This is a genomic window from Psychrobacter sp. Ps7 (assembly GCF_022129225.1).
Classification (GTDB): domain Bacteria; phylum Pseudomonadota; class Gammaproteobacteria; order Pseudomonadales; family Moraxellaceae; genus Psychrobacter; species Psychrobacter immobilis_A.
Window position 1 is genome coordinate 1 of record NZ_JADQAH010000026.1, and the last position, 17,056, is coordinate 17,056.

The following is a 17,056-nucleotide window of genomic DNA, read 5'->3' on the forward strand; positions in this document are numbered from 1 at the left end:
TTAATACGCTTAGTTTACCAAGTTTAGTTGTACGGTTTATTCAGCATAGCTCAATCAGTATTCCTAAAACAACACTGGCTAATAATACTAATCTTTGTTTGGTAGAAAGTCGAACAGGGGCTACTTATCCTATTCGCACTAGTAGTGAGAGCAGAAATGTTGGTTTCTCAGCAACCACTTATAATTATCCTAATAACAACTTTGGTAGAGTCATCGCTGCGAATGCAGCTTTGGTTCTGCAGAAGTACCAGTTTGTGAACGATTGCAATGCCAGTACTTTAGTTTACGCCTCAGTTCCGATGACTGGCGATCCAAGAACTGGTTTCAGTATGGATCCTATCCAAAATAATATCACTCCGCAGCAGTGTATTGCTTATAAGATAACCGCGACCAATCGCGCCAATCTTACTATTAATGACTTTATCATGAGTGATGTGCTTCAAAAGAAAGGGGTAAATAATGCACAGGTAACGTCTATACGTGTGGCGCCTACCGATAATAATGGCAGTTATGCTACTGATAGTGTCGCTCTTGGTTTGAATGGTACGGTCAAAACTACTGCATTGATATTGCAAAAAAATACTAAGAGTGATTTTTATTTCAATACCAAATACGGCACTACTGTGAATCCTTAGTAACTATTTCCCCTTGCTATATTATCAACTCTAAAGAATATTTTTTACTGACAAAGGCCCTATCTCTGTAGATAGGGCCTTTACCGTTTGTGTACTCCAAAATACCATTTGTCGTTTTTGTGGTGAATATTTGTATTGTTTGCGTGACAATCACATTAAGGAACAATTCTAACTTTATCAGCATCTCTTATTCATAGTTGATTGCAGTTTTTACATTGCATGGGACGAAGTCAAGATTGACTTGATAATAATGGTTTAAGCAAGGAATACGATATGAAAGGTTTTAATTTTTTACGCAGTGCCATATTAGCAAGCTTAGCGTCGGTAATAGCACTAAGTGCTGCTCACGCCAATGATGCCTTAAAAATGGATTTAACAGCCAATCAAGTCACCAAAAACGCCGAAGGTAAGATCTCTTATCTACCAGTTCGTAATGCTCCAGCGGGTACGGTCATTCAGTACAAGGCAACATACAGCAATATTATTAACAAAGATATCCAAGATCTGGCTGTCGTACTGCCTATCCCTGCCAATATGGCTTTCACTGGTGAAGCTAACCCTACCAGTGCTCAAGCCAGTATCGATGGCAAGAACTATGCCGATATGCCACTGATGCGTAAAGTCGATGGCAAAATGGTCAAAATTCCGTTTTCTGAATATCGTACCCTGCGCTGGAATATCAAGTTATTACCAGCACAGAAGTCTGCAGCCGTGGCACTTAACACGATCGTCAACTAGACCTCTCCTTCAACTCATAAAATCTTGCTCTTCTAATTTTAAGATATCTATATGAAATCAAATAATTTTAATTATAGCCTGTTAGCCGTTGGTATTGCTGCGGTAATGGGTCTATCTACTGGTGCTATCGCAGGTGAACAATCTACTGCAGGCTCTGCTTCTATTACGAACGTTGCCTCAGCAACCTACTCTGTTGGAGGTCAAGAGCAGAAGAAAGTTGATTCAAACCCAGTAGTAATTAGTATTACTGAAACAGTTAAATTCTCATTAGTGGCTACTAATATTGATGGCGATAATGACGTTAATACTAATAAAGGCATAGCTGTTATTCCTAACGGTACTATTACCTATAATCATACTTTGACCAATGGTGGTAACTTTACTGATAGTTATGATATGGACTTAGGTAGTGTAGATGCTACACAGCTTGCCAATATAACAGTTACTTACCAAACGCGTAATACTGCTGGCGACTTAGTCACAGTAACCAATCAGTCAGGTGCTGATTTTGCCAATGCCACTATTATCCTTAAAGCTGGTGATGTATCTTCAATTGTAATCAGTGAAAAAACTTCAGGTAATAAGGGTGGTGCTACTACAGATTTAACCCTATCTGCTACTAGTGATTACTTATCTAAAGACAAAGTTACTGGTAACGAGAAAATCACTAACAACGATGATTCAATTACTAAACTACCAGTATTCAGTATCGTAAAGAGAGTAACAAACTCTTTAGATCTTAACAATATTAACGATACAGCAGAATATACTATTACTGTAAAAAATGACGGTAGCGCAACTTATGCATCTGATGCTAAAAATATCAAAATCGTAGATATTTTACCCGCTGGATTGAAACTAGCAACAGCAAACGGTAGTACCTTACAACCAATTACTGTCACTAACTCCACAAGTAGTGATTCTGTAGGTACTACAACTACGACTAGTACTTCAAGCTCAGTTCCTAATGGTTTTACAATTGACGGTGCGAATTTGAAAGTTGGTAGCACCATTACTATCATTTTCAAAGTCCAAAGAATTGATGCAACGACGGTATTAGCTGCTTCTACAGTCAACCATGTCCGAGTTGAAGACCTCTTAGACGATACTGCAAATACGACTAACACTAGTAAAGTGATAGATAGTACTAATGCTAGCCCTGCTGGCACTCAAGACGATCCTGCTCAGACTACTGGCACATACTATCCTAGTGGTAGTGATTCAGAGACTTTAAATGGTACTGTGCCAACTACTGTTGGTAGTGACTATGCACAATCTTTAATAACCACTAAGCGTGGATTAAAGATTGAGGGATCAGCTACCAAAGAAATTCCAGTAACCACAAATGGAACAACTCGAGCCAACTACGAGTCAGTTATTACTAACTCTGGCGATCAGGTTGAAGGCGATGTATCAGGTGAGCTAACGTTCACTATCACTGGAGATACTACTGATACAGACGTAAACATTGGTAAACGTGCAAATACTCAAGTCAGAGATGTAACCGTAACGATAGGTACTGTCACAAGAGACATTTCTCCTACCACAGTAGGCGGCAATACATATGATATTTTCAGCGCTTTCCCTGCTGGCATACCTGCTAACGGCACAGCAACGATAAAGTACAACGTTGTCTCTTCAAATGCCATTATCAATACTACTAACAATACGCCAAGTGAAACTACTATCGTAACGTTAGTACCACTTGCACCAGGTAATGATAATAGTGTGCCAACAGAAGGTGCTCGAGTAGTAACTGACAATACTTATGTAAGAGGACTACTGTTGAGTAAAAAACAAGTCATAGACACAAACTGTAACGGCGCAGTGGATAGTGGTGAAACATTAGTAAATACCCAAATATCAGCAATTCCTGGGCAATGTGTCATCTATCAAATCGTAGCGGAAAATAATTCATCTTCTTCAGCAACACCGACAGGCTTAGGCTTTAGTATTACAGATCTAATTATTTCAGATGAACTAGCTAAGTTCACAGGTAACGCTATTTATAAAGATGATGCTGTAACCACTACTACTGGTGGCACTATAACAACAACAGCTACAACCTCAGGTGGCTTCGTTACAACTACTGTCAATCCGCTAACTCCTAAAGGTACAGCAACTTTACAGTTTTCAATTCGTATCAAACCTAATGCTGCGACAGTAACACCTAATTAATCTTATAAGGAATTCCAAATTCTACAAGCATCAAACGATGCTTGTAGGACTCCTCTAGCTTGACCTAGTTATTTTAAATTAGACAAGCTAGAGAATCTCTACCCTTACCCTCACTGATATTTTATTGGATAAGCGACATATGACTCTATCTACCATGACACCGTCTAATCGTACTGCATTGTGTTCAGCAAAGATCTCTGCGCTGTCATTGGCAATGTTGCTTATGCAATCAAATATCGCGATTGCAGCTGATGCAGCAAACCCTAATCTGCAAATCATTAACAATACTGCAAATGCTAATTATAACGTCAATAACCAGACTGACGTCACAATATCTAGCACCTCAAACCAAGTACAAGTCAAAGCCTCAGACCTTCCTGAATACGGTATTAAACTCACTCAACAGCCGTTACTCACCGTTATGCCTAACGCCTTGGTCAACTGGGTAAACGTCCTAAGCAATACCAGCTATAGCAACCAGACTGTTGAGCTAACATTGGCTGTATCGCCAACGCTCTCAAACTTAAAAGTCTATCAAGATTTAAATAAAAACGGCGTCGTTGATAGTGGTGATACTGAAGTTATTTTCGATAATTTAAGCGCACAAATCAAACTTGGACACAGTGAAAGTATCCAGTTTATCGTGCAAGCCTTATCAGATGTTAACGGCAAAAGTGGCGATACTGCAGATATTAAAATTGGCGCTGTCGTTCTAGAAGACCCATCCGTATCGAGTGTCAACGCGATTGATAGACTGATCATCGTTGAGCCTGAAATCAAATTTACAACGCCTAAGTTTGACGAAAACAAAACCACCTCGCAAATCGATGAAAATGTCTATATCGATGCCAGCTATGCGCAGTGTAACGTTCAACTAGATAAGCCAGATCAAGTATGGGTCACGATTACCTCTTTGTTGACGGGTGACAAATACGCATTGAAAGCGATTGAGACGGGCAATAGTACTGGTAAATATCAGCTATCAGCACCAACACAAAACAATGCCAACGCTGTCAATGACAAATTTATTCAGACTCTAGCAAATGATACGTTGACTGCAAGTCTAGACGCCTGTATCGCGCCTTCTGTCGGCACTGGCGCTGAGCAGCTACCAAGCGAAGGTGACTTCACCGTACGTATCGATGACTTAGATACACAAATCAATATCGTCGATGATAGCCCAAGCTTAGTCGTCACCAAAGAAAGCGACGTTAAAAGCGCTGAATTTGGTGATTATGTTAGCTACACCATTAATATCACCAATAGTGGCAACTCTACCGCTTACGATGTGCAACTAAAAGACGCCCTACCACGTGGTTTTGCTTATGTAGATGGTAGTGTACGTGTCAACCAAACTACTGATATCAATATCGACCAAGCGCAAACCACTGAGTTTAAAGCTGATGGTAAATATCAGGTGCTAAATTTAGGTAATATGGCAAATGGCGAAAGTAAAAAAATCACGTATCGTGTCTTAATCGGTGCTTCATCATTAGGCGGTGATGGCATCAACCGCGCGACTGCCGTTGCTAGCAATGAACAAGGTAAAAGCTTAGTTTCAAGAGAAGCACAGTGGAAGATTGAAGTAGAGCGCGGCGTCATGAATACTGATGGCATCATCATCGGTAAGGTCTACCACGATATCAACCGTGACGGCATTCAACAAAAAGAAGATGGCGAACTTGGCGTTGCAGGCGTGCGTATCTACATGGAAAACGGTAACTTTGTCGTGACTGATCCTGAAGGTAAGTATAACTTCTATGGTGTCAGTGCCAAAACTCACGTCTTAAAAGTTGACCGCACCACCATCCCTCACTCAACCGAGATGGTCACCCAAAGTAATCGCAATGCTGGTGATGCTGGCAGCCGTTTCGTTGACTTAAAATATGGCGAATTACATCGTGCCGATTTCGGTATCGTGGTCGGTATGGGCGATAGCACTGAGCGTTTGAATACGGAGCTTGTCGCTCGTAGCAAATCAGTAAGCGCTAAGAATGATAGCCTTGAGCAAGCAGTAAAAACCGAGCTAACCCTAGATCCTGACTACAATCGTGACTACGATGATAATGTAGACGCCAGTGGCTGCAACATCAATGGCGACTTAGATCTGGGTAGCAACTGTGACTCTGCTATCGTCAATGAGATAATCAATCCAGCCGCCAATCGTGTTGATATGACCGTAACTACGGTAGCACCGCCAGTAGAAAAAGAGCTGGAAGAATATCTCAAAGAAGTGGCTAACAATGACGTGGCTTTTATCAATTTAAACGAAGGTCAACAGCTCAGTACTTATAAACAAATGGTACAAGTACAAGCGCCACTGGGTTCAATATTTACACTATATGCCAATGGAAAAGCAGTATCAGAACAACAAATCGGCAAAACTGCTGAGCAAGAAAAACAGAATGTGACTGCCTTTGATTACTATGCCGTCGACTTAAAACGCGGCAACAATATCTTGCGCGGTGTCGCTACTGACGTGAATGGCAAAATTATCTCTGAGCAAACCATTAAAGTATCAACGCCAGACACTTTACAAGCCATTGACTATCGCACTCAAGCGCAGCTAGTACCGGCAGATGGCGTTAGCGATTATCAAGTCGTTATTAGCCTAAAAGACCGTGATGGCCGTCCTTATATTGCCTCAACACCTATCACTATCGATACCAATATCGGCCGTATCAATCTTAATGACAGCAGTAAAGATCAAGCTGGTACGCAAGTTATTGTCTCAGGTGGCGAGTTACTCATACCCGTGACTGCACCAAGTGTACCGGGTAAAGGTGAGTTGGTCATCGACACTGGTAGCAGTAAACAGATTATCCCGTTACAATTTACCGCGCAATTACGTCCTCTCATTGCCGTCGGCATCGTCGAAGGCGCGATCTCACTTAAAGACTTTGATGGCAGCAGCATTACTGACGCCCAAGGCGCTTTTGAGCAAGAGCTCAATGATTTCGCTGGTAACGATGACTATACCGCTTCTGGTCGCGCCGCGATGTTCCTTAAAGGCAAAGTACGTGGCGATTATTTGCTAACTTTGGCTTATGACAGTGACAAAAAAGGCGAGCGTCTGTTCCGTGATATCGAGCCTGGCGAATACTATCCTGTCTATGGTGATTCATCAGCCAAGGGCTTTGATGCGCAATCTACCAGCAAACTCTATGTGCGCTTGGACAAGGGCCGCTCATTTGCTATGTATGGCGATTTAAAAACTCAAATCGATAACGATGAAGGTATTAAATTAGGTCAATATAACCGTACGTTGACTGGCCTAAAAGCCCAGTATGAAGATAGCAAGACTCGCATTACCGCCTTTGTCGCGGAGACGAGTACCAGCCAGCGCGTCAATGAGACTCGTGGTCTTGGTATCTCAGGCCCTTATCCATTGGCTGAAAACTTTGATGCCGTATTAGAAAACTCAGAAACTGTCGAAGTGATCACTCGTGACGCCAACAATCCAGGCTTGATCATTAGCCGTGAGACCCTTACCCGCTTTGCCGATTATGAAATTGACCCTATCAGCCGCAGCTTATTTTTAAAAGCCCCTATCGCTAGCCAAGACATCGATGGCAACCCTATTTATCTACGAGTCACTGTAGAAGTAGATGAAGGTGGCGAAAAATACTTGGTCGGTGGCATTGCTGCCAAGCAGCAGTTGACTGACAAAGTCGCCATCGGTGGTAGCTATGTCAACAGTGATGACCCTCTTAACAAAGAAGAGCTGGCTAGCGTCAACAGCGTTATCAAGTTTAACGATAAGCTAAAACTGGTCGCTGAATACGCGATGAATAAAGCTGAGAATCCAAATTTTCAGCCAAGCAATCAAATCAATGCGACAGAATTAGACGGTCAGGACGCAGAAGGTAATGCCTTGCGTATCGAGCTTGACTTTGATAACAAGAAAAACACTCGTGCCAAAGCTTATTATAACGATACTGACGAAGGTTTCGTGACTGGTGCCTCGCCGCAGACTGCTGGGCGCGCTGAATCGGGCGTCGAAGTCACTCATTTAATTAATGACAAAAAGACCGCGCTAAAACTAGAAGGCGTCCGCACTAAAGATCATACCACTAATGCTAGCCGCCAAGGTGTCTTAGCCAGTATTGAACAGCGTTTGAGTACCAACATCGTTGGCGAGATTGGCTTACGTTATTATAAGCAAGATGCGACGGCAGCTTCACGCAATATCCAAGCGGTAACAGACGTCGTAGATGTGACTGATAACACTCTCTTTAATGACGATATTATCAATCAATCAGCGCTAAATAATGTCAGTGATTCTGAAAAAGATATTGAAGGTACTACCGCCCGCGCTCGTATCACGGCACGGTTACCCAAGCTCAATGACTCTTTAGTATTTGCAGAATATGAGCAAGATATTGATAACAGTAATCGTAATGCCACCTCCATCGGAGGCGAGACGCCGCTAAGTGGTTTAGGTCGCCTATACGCCCGTCATGACTTGATCAACAGTCTATCTGGTAGCTATGGTCTTGATGATACTGAAGAACGCCAGCGTACCGTATTTGGTTTTGACGCCAACTACATGAAAGACGGCAAAGTCTATAGCGAATATCGCATGCGCGATGCTATCAGTGCCCGCGAAGCTGAAGCGGCCATTGGTCTTAAGAACAAATGGTATGTCCAGCAAGGTTTAACCATCAATACTCTATTTGAGCGTGTTGAATCATTAGAGGGCGATACCGAGAACACCGCAACGGCAGCTGGCATTGGTGTAGAGTATCTTGCGAAAGAAGATTACAAAGCCTCGGCGCGTTTTGAGAAGCGTTGGGGTGAGACCAGTGACACATTGCTAGGTAGCGCTGGTATTGCTTATCGCTATACCGACGATGTGACTCTGTTGGCCAAAGACATCTACTCGCGCGTCGATTATGACGATGGCAATCGCACGATTAATCGCTTCCAGCTAGGAGCTGCCTATCGTGATTATGATAGCAATCAGTTAGACATGTTAGCCAAGCTTGAGTATCGCTTAGATGATAACAGTACTGGCGATGACGCCTATCAAAAAGATGCCGTTATTTGGTCATTGAGTGGTAACTATCATCCAACACGTCCGTTGACGTTATCAGGCCGTTACGCGGGTAAATATACTCAGTTTGATGCTGATAATATCAGTAGCGACAATACAGCCCATGCGCTTTATGCTCGTGGTCTATATGACATCAGTGAGCGCTGGGATGTGGGCTTGCAAGCAGGCACTTATTGGAACAAACAAGCAGATGATATGTCTTATATGTTGGGTGCGGAAGTGGGCTATAGCCCGATGACCAATCTTTGGTTGTCACTAGGTTATAACTTCATGGGCTTTGAGGATGAAGACATCGCTTATGACGATAGCACTATGGAAGGCGCTTACTTTAGATTACGTTTCAAGTTTGACGAAGACCTATTCAAACGTGATGATCCACGTAAGAACCAGCGTTTGACGACTCACTCTACATTGTAATTTATCCCCATTGTCGTGTTATCATCTGACGACAATGCGGGCGTTATCGCGCTGTTCATCACATTATATGACAGATATATTTTAATAAGCGATGAGATCAGCGCCAAAAACCGCAAGTACCAATATTGATACTGATACTGCTCCGCTTAATATGAGGTTTTGCATCATGCCTAATCCTGCCAACAAAGCAGCCCATTATAAACAGCCTATAAAGGCTTTATTATCAACCGTTTTCTTCCTGACAATGACCTCGGTTGCATCGGCGAGTCATCATACTCCTGAAGTGGCAGTAACCCATGACGCTACTCACTGTGCCAATGATGTTCAAACTCAGTCTCACCACCCAAAATACCAAAGTACGCGCCAACGTGCTATGAATTGTATGTTGAAAGAGTTACAAGCGTATCAACAAGAAAACATGAGCGCACGTCAACAATACTTTGCCTATAAAGCTCAGGCTTGGCTCAACTACGCCCTCCATCAAGACAGCATGAATAGTCGTTCACCTGCTGGACAGCAAGCAGCACAGGCAGCAGAGACGATTTTAACCACCTTAAAAAATGGCAAGGAACAAGATCTCAACCTTATTCAAGACATACCATCAAACTCTGCTCTCATGCGCCCCGATCTATGGGCAACCCTAAGCGCGCTAAAAGATAGCGGTGGTATCGAGTCAGCACCACGAGAGATAGCTTTCAGCGAGGTCGCTTTAATTTGGGCCGCTACGAACCAATGCGAGCGCGGCTGGCGGGAATCAGGCATCCATTTTCGCATGGCAGATCGTTGGCTTGAACAAGCTCGCGAAGCATACGTCAATACCCATGATTCACAGACCAACGTCGCTTTGGAAGAGCTGATCGTCAGCTATTATAAGCAATATGAGACATTAGATGCGAGTGCTGATATTTGCCGTGGGCAAGTATTAACCCCTATCCGTTAAGTCTATTACTACCACTGCTCATCAATGCAGCAAATACAAAAAAGCCGACATATGATGTCGGCTTTTTTGTATTTGCTTAGCAGACATTAGGGAATCTTAATCACACTCTAATGTCTATACATCATCTAAATAGCGAAAAAACTAGCGATTCTTACGCGGTAGCTTTTCTGGTAGATAGCAACGCAAATAAGCGATAAACGCAGTGTTTGCTTCTTGAATATATTCATTGGTAATGCTTTGATGACGGCGATAAGACAATGTAAATATCGCATTAATAATGCTATAAGCAATCAATAGCGTGTCTTGAATATCGTGGAAACTCGGCATCTCATAGCGCTCTGATAAACGCTTATAAACCAAATCGACGATCTGATGATCGATATCTTCACCAAAACTATCACCTTCAAAATCAGGCGTGTTCGTGTCATAAATGAGCTTGGCTTTGGTCTCGTCGTTATGGAATATCGTCACACAATTATCAATAAGCGCCGTCAAATAGCCCTGCCATCTGTCATAATTACCAATATCGACTGTTTCTACTATTTCTAATATTTCGATAGCATTCAAAAAACGCAATGCTAAAAATATCGCTTCGATGTTAGGAAAAAAGTGATAAGCAGAAGCTCTTGGAATGCCTGCTTCTTCACATACAGCCGCCAAAGTAATGTCATTGATAGGTTGTGTTTCACTTAACTTCTTAGCACCAGCCAAAAGTTTTTGACGGCGCGCACGGCCTTGTTGGCTAGTAAACTTAAACTTATTCGGGACCAGTTTTTTTGCCAGTTCCGAATCTACCAACACATCTTCAATCTTTTCGTCTTTATTTTCGCTCATCATAAGTCTCTTAATGTTACACCCTATTTTATAAATATAATCTTCAATAGATAGTATTCGCCCTAAATTGAAGAATTACATCCTATTAGCTAATAATGTAGCACTGATATTAGCGCTACTATGTCTAATGGAGAGGCATCATAAACGCTTGTACACTATCAAGCAAGGGAGATAAATAGGTTAAAAATTAATGTATAGGTCAACCGTTTAATAGCGTTAACCACGTAATGTAAAAAATTTAATCTTTGAGTTTAATTTTCGCTCTTATAATACCATGATCGATGACTCTATCTGCATAGTCCCACTTTAAATGATCATTGAAATAGTCTACTCTTTCAACCTGACCCAGTGAAAACTTGCTATCAGGAAGAAACTCTTCTGAAACAAATAATTGATCTATCACTTCTGGCATACCTTGATATATATGGGTATATGCCACATCTTTCATCCAACCATAGCGTGCTTGGATACGCGCAGCATCGAATAATGCAACATCGCGCATGCCTTTATCGTAATTAACTTCACCAGTCTCAGCCATCAATTGGGTGGTGACGCTACCGGTGACATCATTCATATCACCTAACAAAATCAATGGCTCACGAGTATGACGTAATCGATCTATAATAGACATCCGAATAGAGGCTGCTTCTGCGGCGCGCATACATAAGCTACGGAGCTTGGCACGGACTCGAATATTTGGATCGTCCATGTCTTCTAACAAATTGCCACTTTCATCACGCAAGAAAAATGCCCGTTTGCTTTTTAGATGCGCCGTAATAATCGTTATCGGTTGACCAAAGGCATCGACCCGTACTAGCAATGGTGGACGATTAAAGCGATGGTAAGGACCAATATCAGGGATATCAATCACCGCTTTTGGCGCAATATCTTCAAGCAAGCGGCTTTCTAATTGCTCAAAGCGGCTAATGATACCAACGGCAGGAGTGTTTTGTGCCCCTTTTCCATGGGTATAAGGGCTTGAACGGTCGTTACTTGCCAACGGAACAACAACATGCTCGGGCTTAAATCCCAACGACACCGCCAACGCTGCAAGCGCATTACTATCCCAGACTTCTTGCACCGCAATAATATCAGCATGTGCTTTTGCTAATAAATCGGTGATGCCGCTTAGCTTGTGCTCGTATTCATCGTTACTGTAAGCTGGCGCATTGTCATAATAAATTCGGTTAGGGTTGGCAAAATTGAGCAAGTTGGCAGTGGCAATATAAAATTGTCTGGTGCTTTTAGCTTCCGCATTATTGTTCATAGATTACCTATTATTTTTATTCTAGAATATTGCTTCCAAAGATGATTGGCTGTTTAATATATTCATACTTAGTAATATACAGCAAAAAAGCCTCCAAAGAAATCTTTGAAGACTTTAAAATAGCATAAATCGAAAGTATTTGGTCTATCAGCAGACCCAAGTCTACAATCAGACTAGGCCCAGTGATAAGGTAGTAAGCTTATATACTGTCTACTTACTTAAATCAAATGTGCTGTTAGTTTCGCTTATTACGATACACGATTCCACGCGTCATGCGATGCTTTGCGTGCTTCTTCCCACTCCATGCGTGATTCACCTTTTACTTCATGCCATGAGCGCTCTAATTCAGCTTCATGGTCTTCAAAACGTGCATCCGCAGGATAACGAGCACGGTTAGCGTACCCTACTGCATAAGCTGGATGTAGATCACGATCGAAGTCATAACCTTCTTTGTAATAATCAACATTTGCATATTCTGCACGCCAGTAAGCTTCTTCACGTGTTGGATCAATCGCTTCTGCTGCTGCATGTCCTGCACCGCCACCAACGATAGCACCAATCGCACCGCCAATGAGTGTGCCAAGTGGTCCTGCCATTGTACCGATTGCTGCACCCGCTGCTGCGCCGCCAAGACCACCAATAGCTGTGCCTACTGGATGAGAACCTGGCTCACCTGTGATGATATCAGCATTCAGATCCTGCTTAGCTTCTTTTGACATATGCTTTACTTCATTGCGATCAATACCGTCATAGTTACTCATAATTTTATCCTTAAATTAATTTGTTATATTTTAGATTTATTAAGTGCTAAAAATTAGCGGTCTTACTCGAATCATGTGTTACTTGAGTCGCCTAAAGTATAGAAATTTATGGATAACAACAGATAGATAGGTTGTGTAAATTGTGTCCAGATTGCGATTGCCTTGCGTTACAGCCTGTATCTTTATAATGATTTTGTAGGACAGTGAAGTGTTTTAAGTAATTTTTCATTGAGTTGTTACAATATTTTAATGTGTTTATTCAATACTTATAAGGATGTCAGTGCTCTATCGATGGCTCGTTGCCACTTATTAAGATGCTGTTCACGGATATCACTGGACATTTGGGGTTCAAAAACACGATCGACTTGCCATGATGCTTGCATCGTCCCTTCATCATATAACCCCGTTTTTGACCCCGCGAGTAATGCTGCACCTTTGGCAGTGATTTCTGTATCTCTGGGACGCAGGACAGGCACATCGAGTAAATCAGCTTGAAACTGCATCAATAAGTCATTGTTAGCCGCGCCACCATCTACTCTTAGCTCAGTTAATGGATGAGGACTGTCTTTTTGCATGGCAATGAGCACATCATAAGTTTGATAGGCAACTGCCTCTAACGCAGCACGAGCAATATGGGCTTTAGTCGTGCCGCGGCTCATACCAGTAATACTCGCGCTGATATCGGAGCGCCAATAGGGTGCTCCTAATCCTGTGAATGCAGGCAGTAACACCACCTCTTCACTGCTATCAACTTGGCGGGCTAAATCTTCGACTTCACTGCTTTGTTGAATCATACCCAGATTGTCTCGTAACCATTGGACAATAGCACCTGCCATAAAAACACTACCCTCCAAGGCATAAGTAACTTCCTTTCTGGGTGGCTGCAACATGCGTTTGCCTGACTGTACAATTTGATCGAACGATAAATTGTCTGGACGAGCCGATGTGGATTTTCGTTGCCAAGCGATTGTCGTTAGTAGTTTATGCTCGCTAAGTTTGGGTTTTTGACCAATATTCATCAGCATAAAACACCCAGTACCATAAGTGTTTTTAGCCATGCCAGCATCGAGGCAGCCTTGTCCAAAAAGTGCCGCTTGCTGATCGCCCAATACCGCTTGAATAGGAATTTGTTTGGCAAATAGTCCTTTTTTGGTTTTACCAAAGTCACCATCAGATGGTAGGACTTTAGGCAAAATATTCATGGGTATCGCAAAACGGGCGCACAGCTCTTCTGACCACTCAAGCTTGTGGATATCATATAATAAAGTACGGGAAGCGTTGGTCACATCAGTGACATGCTCGCCACCGGTTAGCTTATATATGAGCCAACTGTCTATAGTACCAACCGCTATTTCTCCTCTGCTGGCTCGTACGCTCAATTTCGGATTGTGCTCTAGTAACCAAGCGATTTTGCTGGCACTGAAATATGGATCTAAACGTAGCCCTGTAATGCGTTGCACTTCGCTTGCCACATCATCATGGCTGTCATTCATCATGCAGCTGGCACCCTCAGCCGCGAGTGTTTTACAGTAGCTCGCCGTACGGCGATCTTGCCAAATGATGGCAGGGGCTAAAGGTTTACCCGTTTGCTTATCCCACATGACAATAGATTCACGCTGATTGGTGATCGCGATACTGGTGACGTCGGTAGCAAGTAGCCCTGCTTGATTAATCACATCATGGGCACAGCTAATCTGCGTTTGCCAAATTTGTTGTGCATCTTGTTCGACAAAGCCCGCTTTTGGGGTTTGTAAAGTGGTAGGCTGCTGTGCCATTTTTATCGGACGCGCACGATCATCGTACAATATCGCTCGACTCGATGTCGTCCCTTGATCCAAAGCCAAAATATATCCTGCCATTACTCACATCCTATTTTGTCGCATTCATTTTTTACAATTATATTTTATAGCTGAGTTTTGATTGATAGTACGTACTTTTTGCGAGTAACGCCTATCGCAATAGCCAGTTTTATTTACATTAGCACTGCGCTAATGAGCAACTGCCGACAGTTAAAATAAATGCCGTTCATTTTAATCTTGCTCAACGCTATAAGGTGCTGAAATATAGCACACACCACTATTATGTATAGTTTATAAGCTGCTTTGTAATACAACAATCATCATTAACCATCATTATCGCTGAAAACTTTTAAAAGTGATCTAAAATCGATTTAAGTGCTAATGACTTGATAAACCTTTTATTATTAATTAACAAATGATGTTATTATTTGTCTTAACATCCGACCTCTAACATAAAATCATGGCTTATTCAACGCACAGTAAGCAAATACTGAGCATTGACCCGTCACCATTGTGCCACTACAGTGTAGCGCTTGTTATCCATAACAAAATACTGGCTTCTGTTAATGGTTGACCATATTGAACTGTTTGGACAGGGTTTGACCACAACAGTTGATATTTTTGATACTTTTTGCCTGACTCTAAAATACTTTGCATTCTAATTAATGGCTTATGTGACTTATGAAATTTGCTTTATCGACTCTGTCTACTGCGGTGATGACGATTACGTTCATGGGTTTAGCGGCGCCTGCTTTGGCAAGCGCTACTGATCATAATATCGAGTCACCGAATGAGGTCACAGCCGTTGCAGTGACGCAAATTATCGATGCTGATACTCAAAACAGTACTCAAAAAAATGAGATTCAAAATAGAAAGTCAACGACAGATACAGAGATGAGTCAAGCCGAGCAAAAAACTGGCTTAACAACGCTTATCGATCCCATTACCCATAAAAGTATTGATAATAGTTATCCATTAGCAGTATCTAGCCTGTTAAGCCTTGAGCAAGCTCAAAATATTTTATTGCAAGTGTCACCGAAACTGGCCGCCAATCAAGCGGCGATTGCTGCTAGTGAATATCAAACGGATGCGCTCAAAACTTTAGACAATCCATTGGTGTTTGCCCAATTATCAGCCAATGCTTACAACTTAGACGCGGATCTTGACTTATCATCATTGAAAAACGGTATTGTTAATGACGTTAACAATGGTGTCGATAATGTGATTCCGCCTATTCCACCGCTACCAGATTTGCCGAATTTTGGTGAATTGGTCGGTGAGCGTATCCCAGATTCTTATGAGTTAAAACGCTCAGGCTCAACGGCTGGTGCAGGTCTGGGCGTGGTTTGGCCCATCTATACTGCTGGACGTACCAACGCTTTGACAGGTGCTTCAAATGCCCGTACCCAAGAAGCCGTCGCAGACAGTCTATTGGATAAAAACGAGCTTTATAACACCCTGATTGAGCGTTACTTTAAGGCACAGTTGGCCATCATTGCCGCTTATTTACGTGAAGATGCTTATGATACCTTGCAGCAGACTGACCATATGGCGCAGCGGCTTTTTGAAGAAGGTTTTATCTCACGTGTTGATCGCTTAGAAGCACAATCTGCGCTTGCCGATGCAAAAAGTGAGTCCGTCAATGCCAATAACGATGCTCGTCTTGCGATGATGGCTTTACAGCGGCTATTGCGTACCGACTATCGTATCAAACCCACGACACCGTTATTCGTCTCTAGCCGTCCTTTACCCGATGTAAACTATTTTCAGAATTTATCACTCACCAATCACCCAGGTCTACAAAAAGTTGCCGCCAAACGCGCACAAGCTGAGCAGCTACATGCGCTATCAGATACTGGTCACAAGCCTACCGTCATGCTCTATGGCTACGGACAAATTGAAAAAGACCCCAGTTGGGTAGCCGGTATATCAGCCAGCTGGAAGCTGTGGGGTGGTCTTGATAAAAATGCATCACTCGCATCGAGTAATGCCAAAATACGCCAAGCGGATCTGTCTGAAATCGAAGTCAGTGACAATTTATTATTACTGGTCGAAAAAAACTGGCACGATGTGAATAATGCCCAATCTCGTTACCAGGCATTACAAAGCAATGTAGATCTGGCCGCAGAAGTATTGCGTTTGCGCCAGTTGGGGCTACAAGAAGGTGTAAATACACCGATTGAGGTAGTCCAAGCACAAACGCAGTCGCTTAAAGCACGTACTGAACAAGCGCAAGCGGCGAACAGCTATGTACAATCGCTGGCCGCACTCATGCAAAGCTGTGGTACGCCTCTTGCCTTTAACGCCTATCTTAATGCTGCTGATATTCGATTACCGACTTTGTATACTGAGTAATGATTTAATTTGAAAATGATAGATAGTGTGGATAAGCGTTTATATAGTTGATTCAATTTGAAAGTATGACAAGGCA

At 42.4% G+C, this 17,056-nt stretch carries 9 protein-coding genes and 1 pseudogene; 6 read left to right on the forward strand and 4 right to left on the reverse strand.

The window, feature by feature from the left end:
• The 5 genes and pseudogenes from I3257_RS09505 to I3257_RS09525 form a co-directional block, all read left to right on the forward strand.
• Window positions 1–635: pseudogene (locus I3257_RS09505) on the forward strand (hypothetical protein); the annotation flags it as partial.
• A 273-nt stretch (window positions 636–908) separates the two neighbouring features.
• Entirely contained in the window at window positions 909–1,373 is a 465-nt protein-coding gene (locus tag I3257_RS09510) for a hypothetical protein (RefSeq protein WP_060490843.1), read from the forward strand.
• A gap of 51 nt (window positions 1,374–1,424) precedes the next feature.
• Window positions 1,425–3,551, forward strand: coding sequence for a DUF11 domain-containing protein (locus tag I3257_RS09515; protein WP_238049584.1), 2,127 nt, complete (start codon window positions 1,425–1,427; stop codon window positions 3,549–3,551).
• Between the two features lie 139 nt (window positions 3,552–3,690).
• Window positions 3,691–9,024, forward strand: a complete 5,334-nt coding sequence (locus tag I3257_RS09520) for an SdrD B-like domain-containing protein (protein ID WP_238049585.1) — start codon at window positions 3,691–3,693, stop codon at window positions 9,022–9,024.
• Window positions 9,025–9,190: 166 nt separating this feature from the next.
• Entirely contained in the window at window positions 9,191–9,964 is a 774-nt protein-coding gene (locus I3257_RS09525) for a hypothetical protein (protein WP_238049586.1), read from the forward strand.
• A 141-nt stretch (window positions 9,965–10,105) separates the two neighbouring features.
• Here the strand turns inward: I3257_RS09525 and I3257_RS09530 are convergent, their stop codons facing one another.
• The 4 genes from I3257_RS09530 to glpK all read right to left on the reverse strand — a co-directional run bounded on the left by I3257_RS09530 (window position 10,106) and on the right by glpK (window position 14,685).
• Window positions 10,106–10,798 (reverse strand): TetR/AcrR family transcriptional regulator, encoded by a 693-nt coding sequence (locus I3257_RS09530; RefSeq protein ID WP_055124242.1) that lies wholly within the window; start codon window positions 10,796–10,798, stop codon window positions 10,106–10,108.
• 238 nt (window positions 10,799–11,036) lie between these two features.
• Window positions 11,037–12,065, reverse strand: coding sequence for an endonuclease/exonuclease/phosphatase family protein (locus I3257_RS09535; RefSeq protein ID WP_238049587.1), 1,029 nt, complete (start codon window positions 12,063–12,065; stop codon window positions 11,037–11,039).
• Window positions 12,066–12,313: 248 nt separating this feature from the next.
• Window positions 12,314–12,826 carry a hypothetical protein gene (locus tag I3257_RS09540; RefSeq protein WP_238049588.1) on the reverse strand — a complete coding sequence of 171 codons (513 nt, stop codon included), beginning with the start codon at window positions 12,824–12,826 and terminating at the stop codon, window positions 12,314–12,316.
• A gap of 266 nt (window positions 12,827–13,092) precedes the next feature.
• The gene (gene glpK / locus I3257_RS09545) at window positions 13,093–14,685 is read right to left on the reverse strand and encodes a glycerol kinase GlpK (protein WP_238049589.1); all 1,593 of its coding nucleotides are present in this window, start codon (window positions 14,683–14,685) and stop codon (window positions 13,093–13,095) included.
• Window positions 14,686–15,306: 621 nt separating this feature from the next.
• Here glpK and I3257_RS09550 point away from each other — a divergent pair.
• Window positions 15,307–16,980, forward strand: coding sequence for a TolC family protein (locus tag I3257_RS09550; protein WP_238034246.1), 1,674 nt, complete (start codon window positions 15,307–15,309; stop codon window positions 16,978–16,980).
• Window positions 16,981–17,056: the final 76 nt, after the last annotated feature.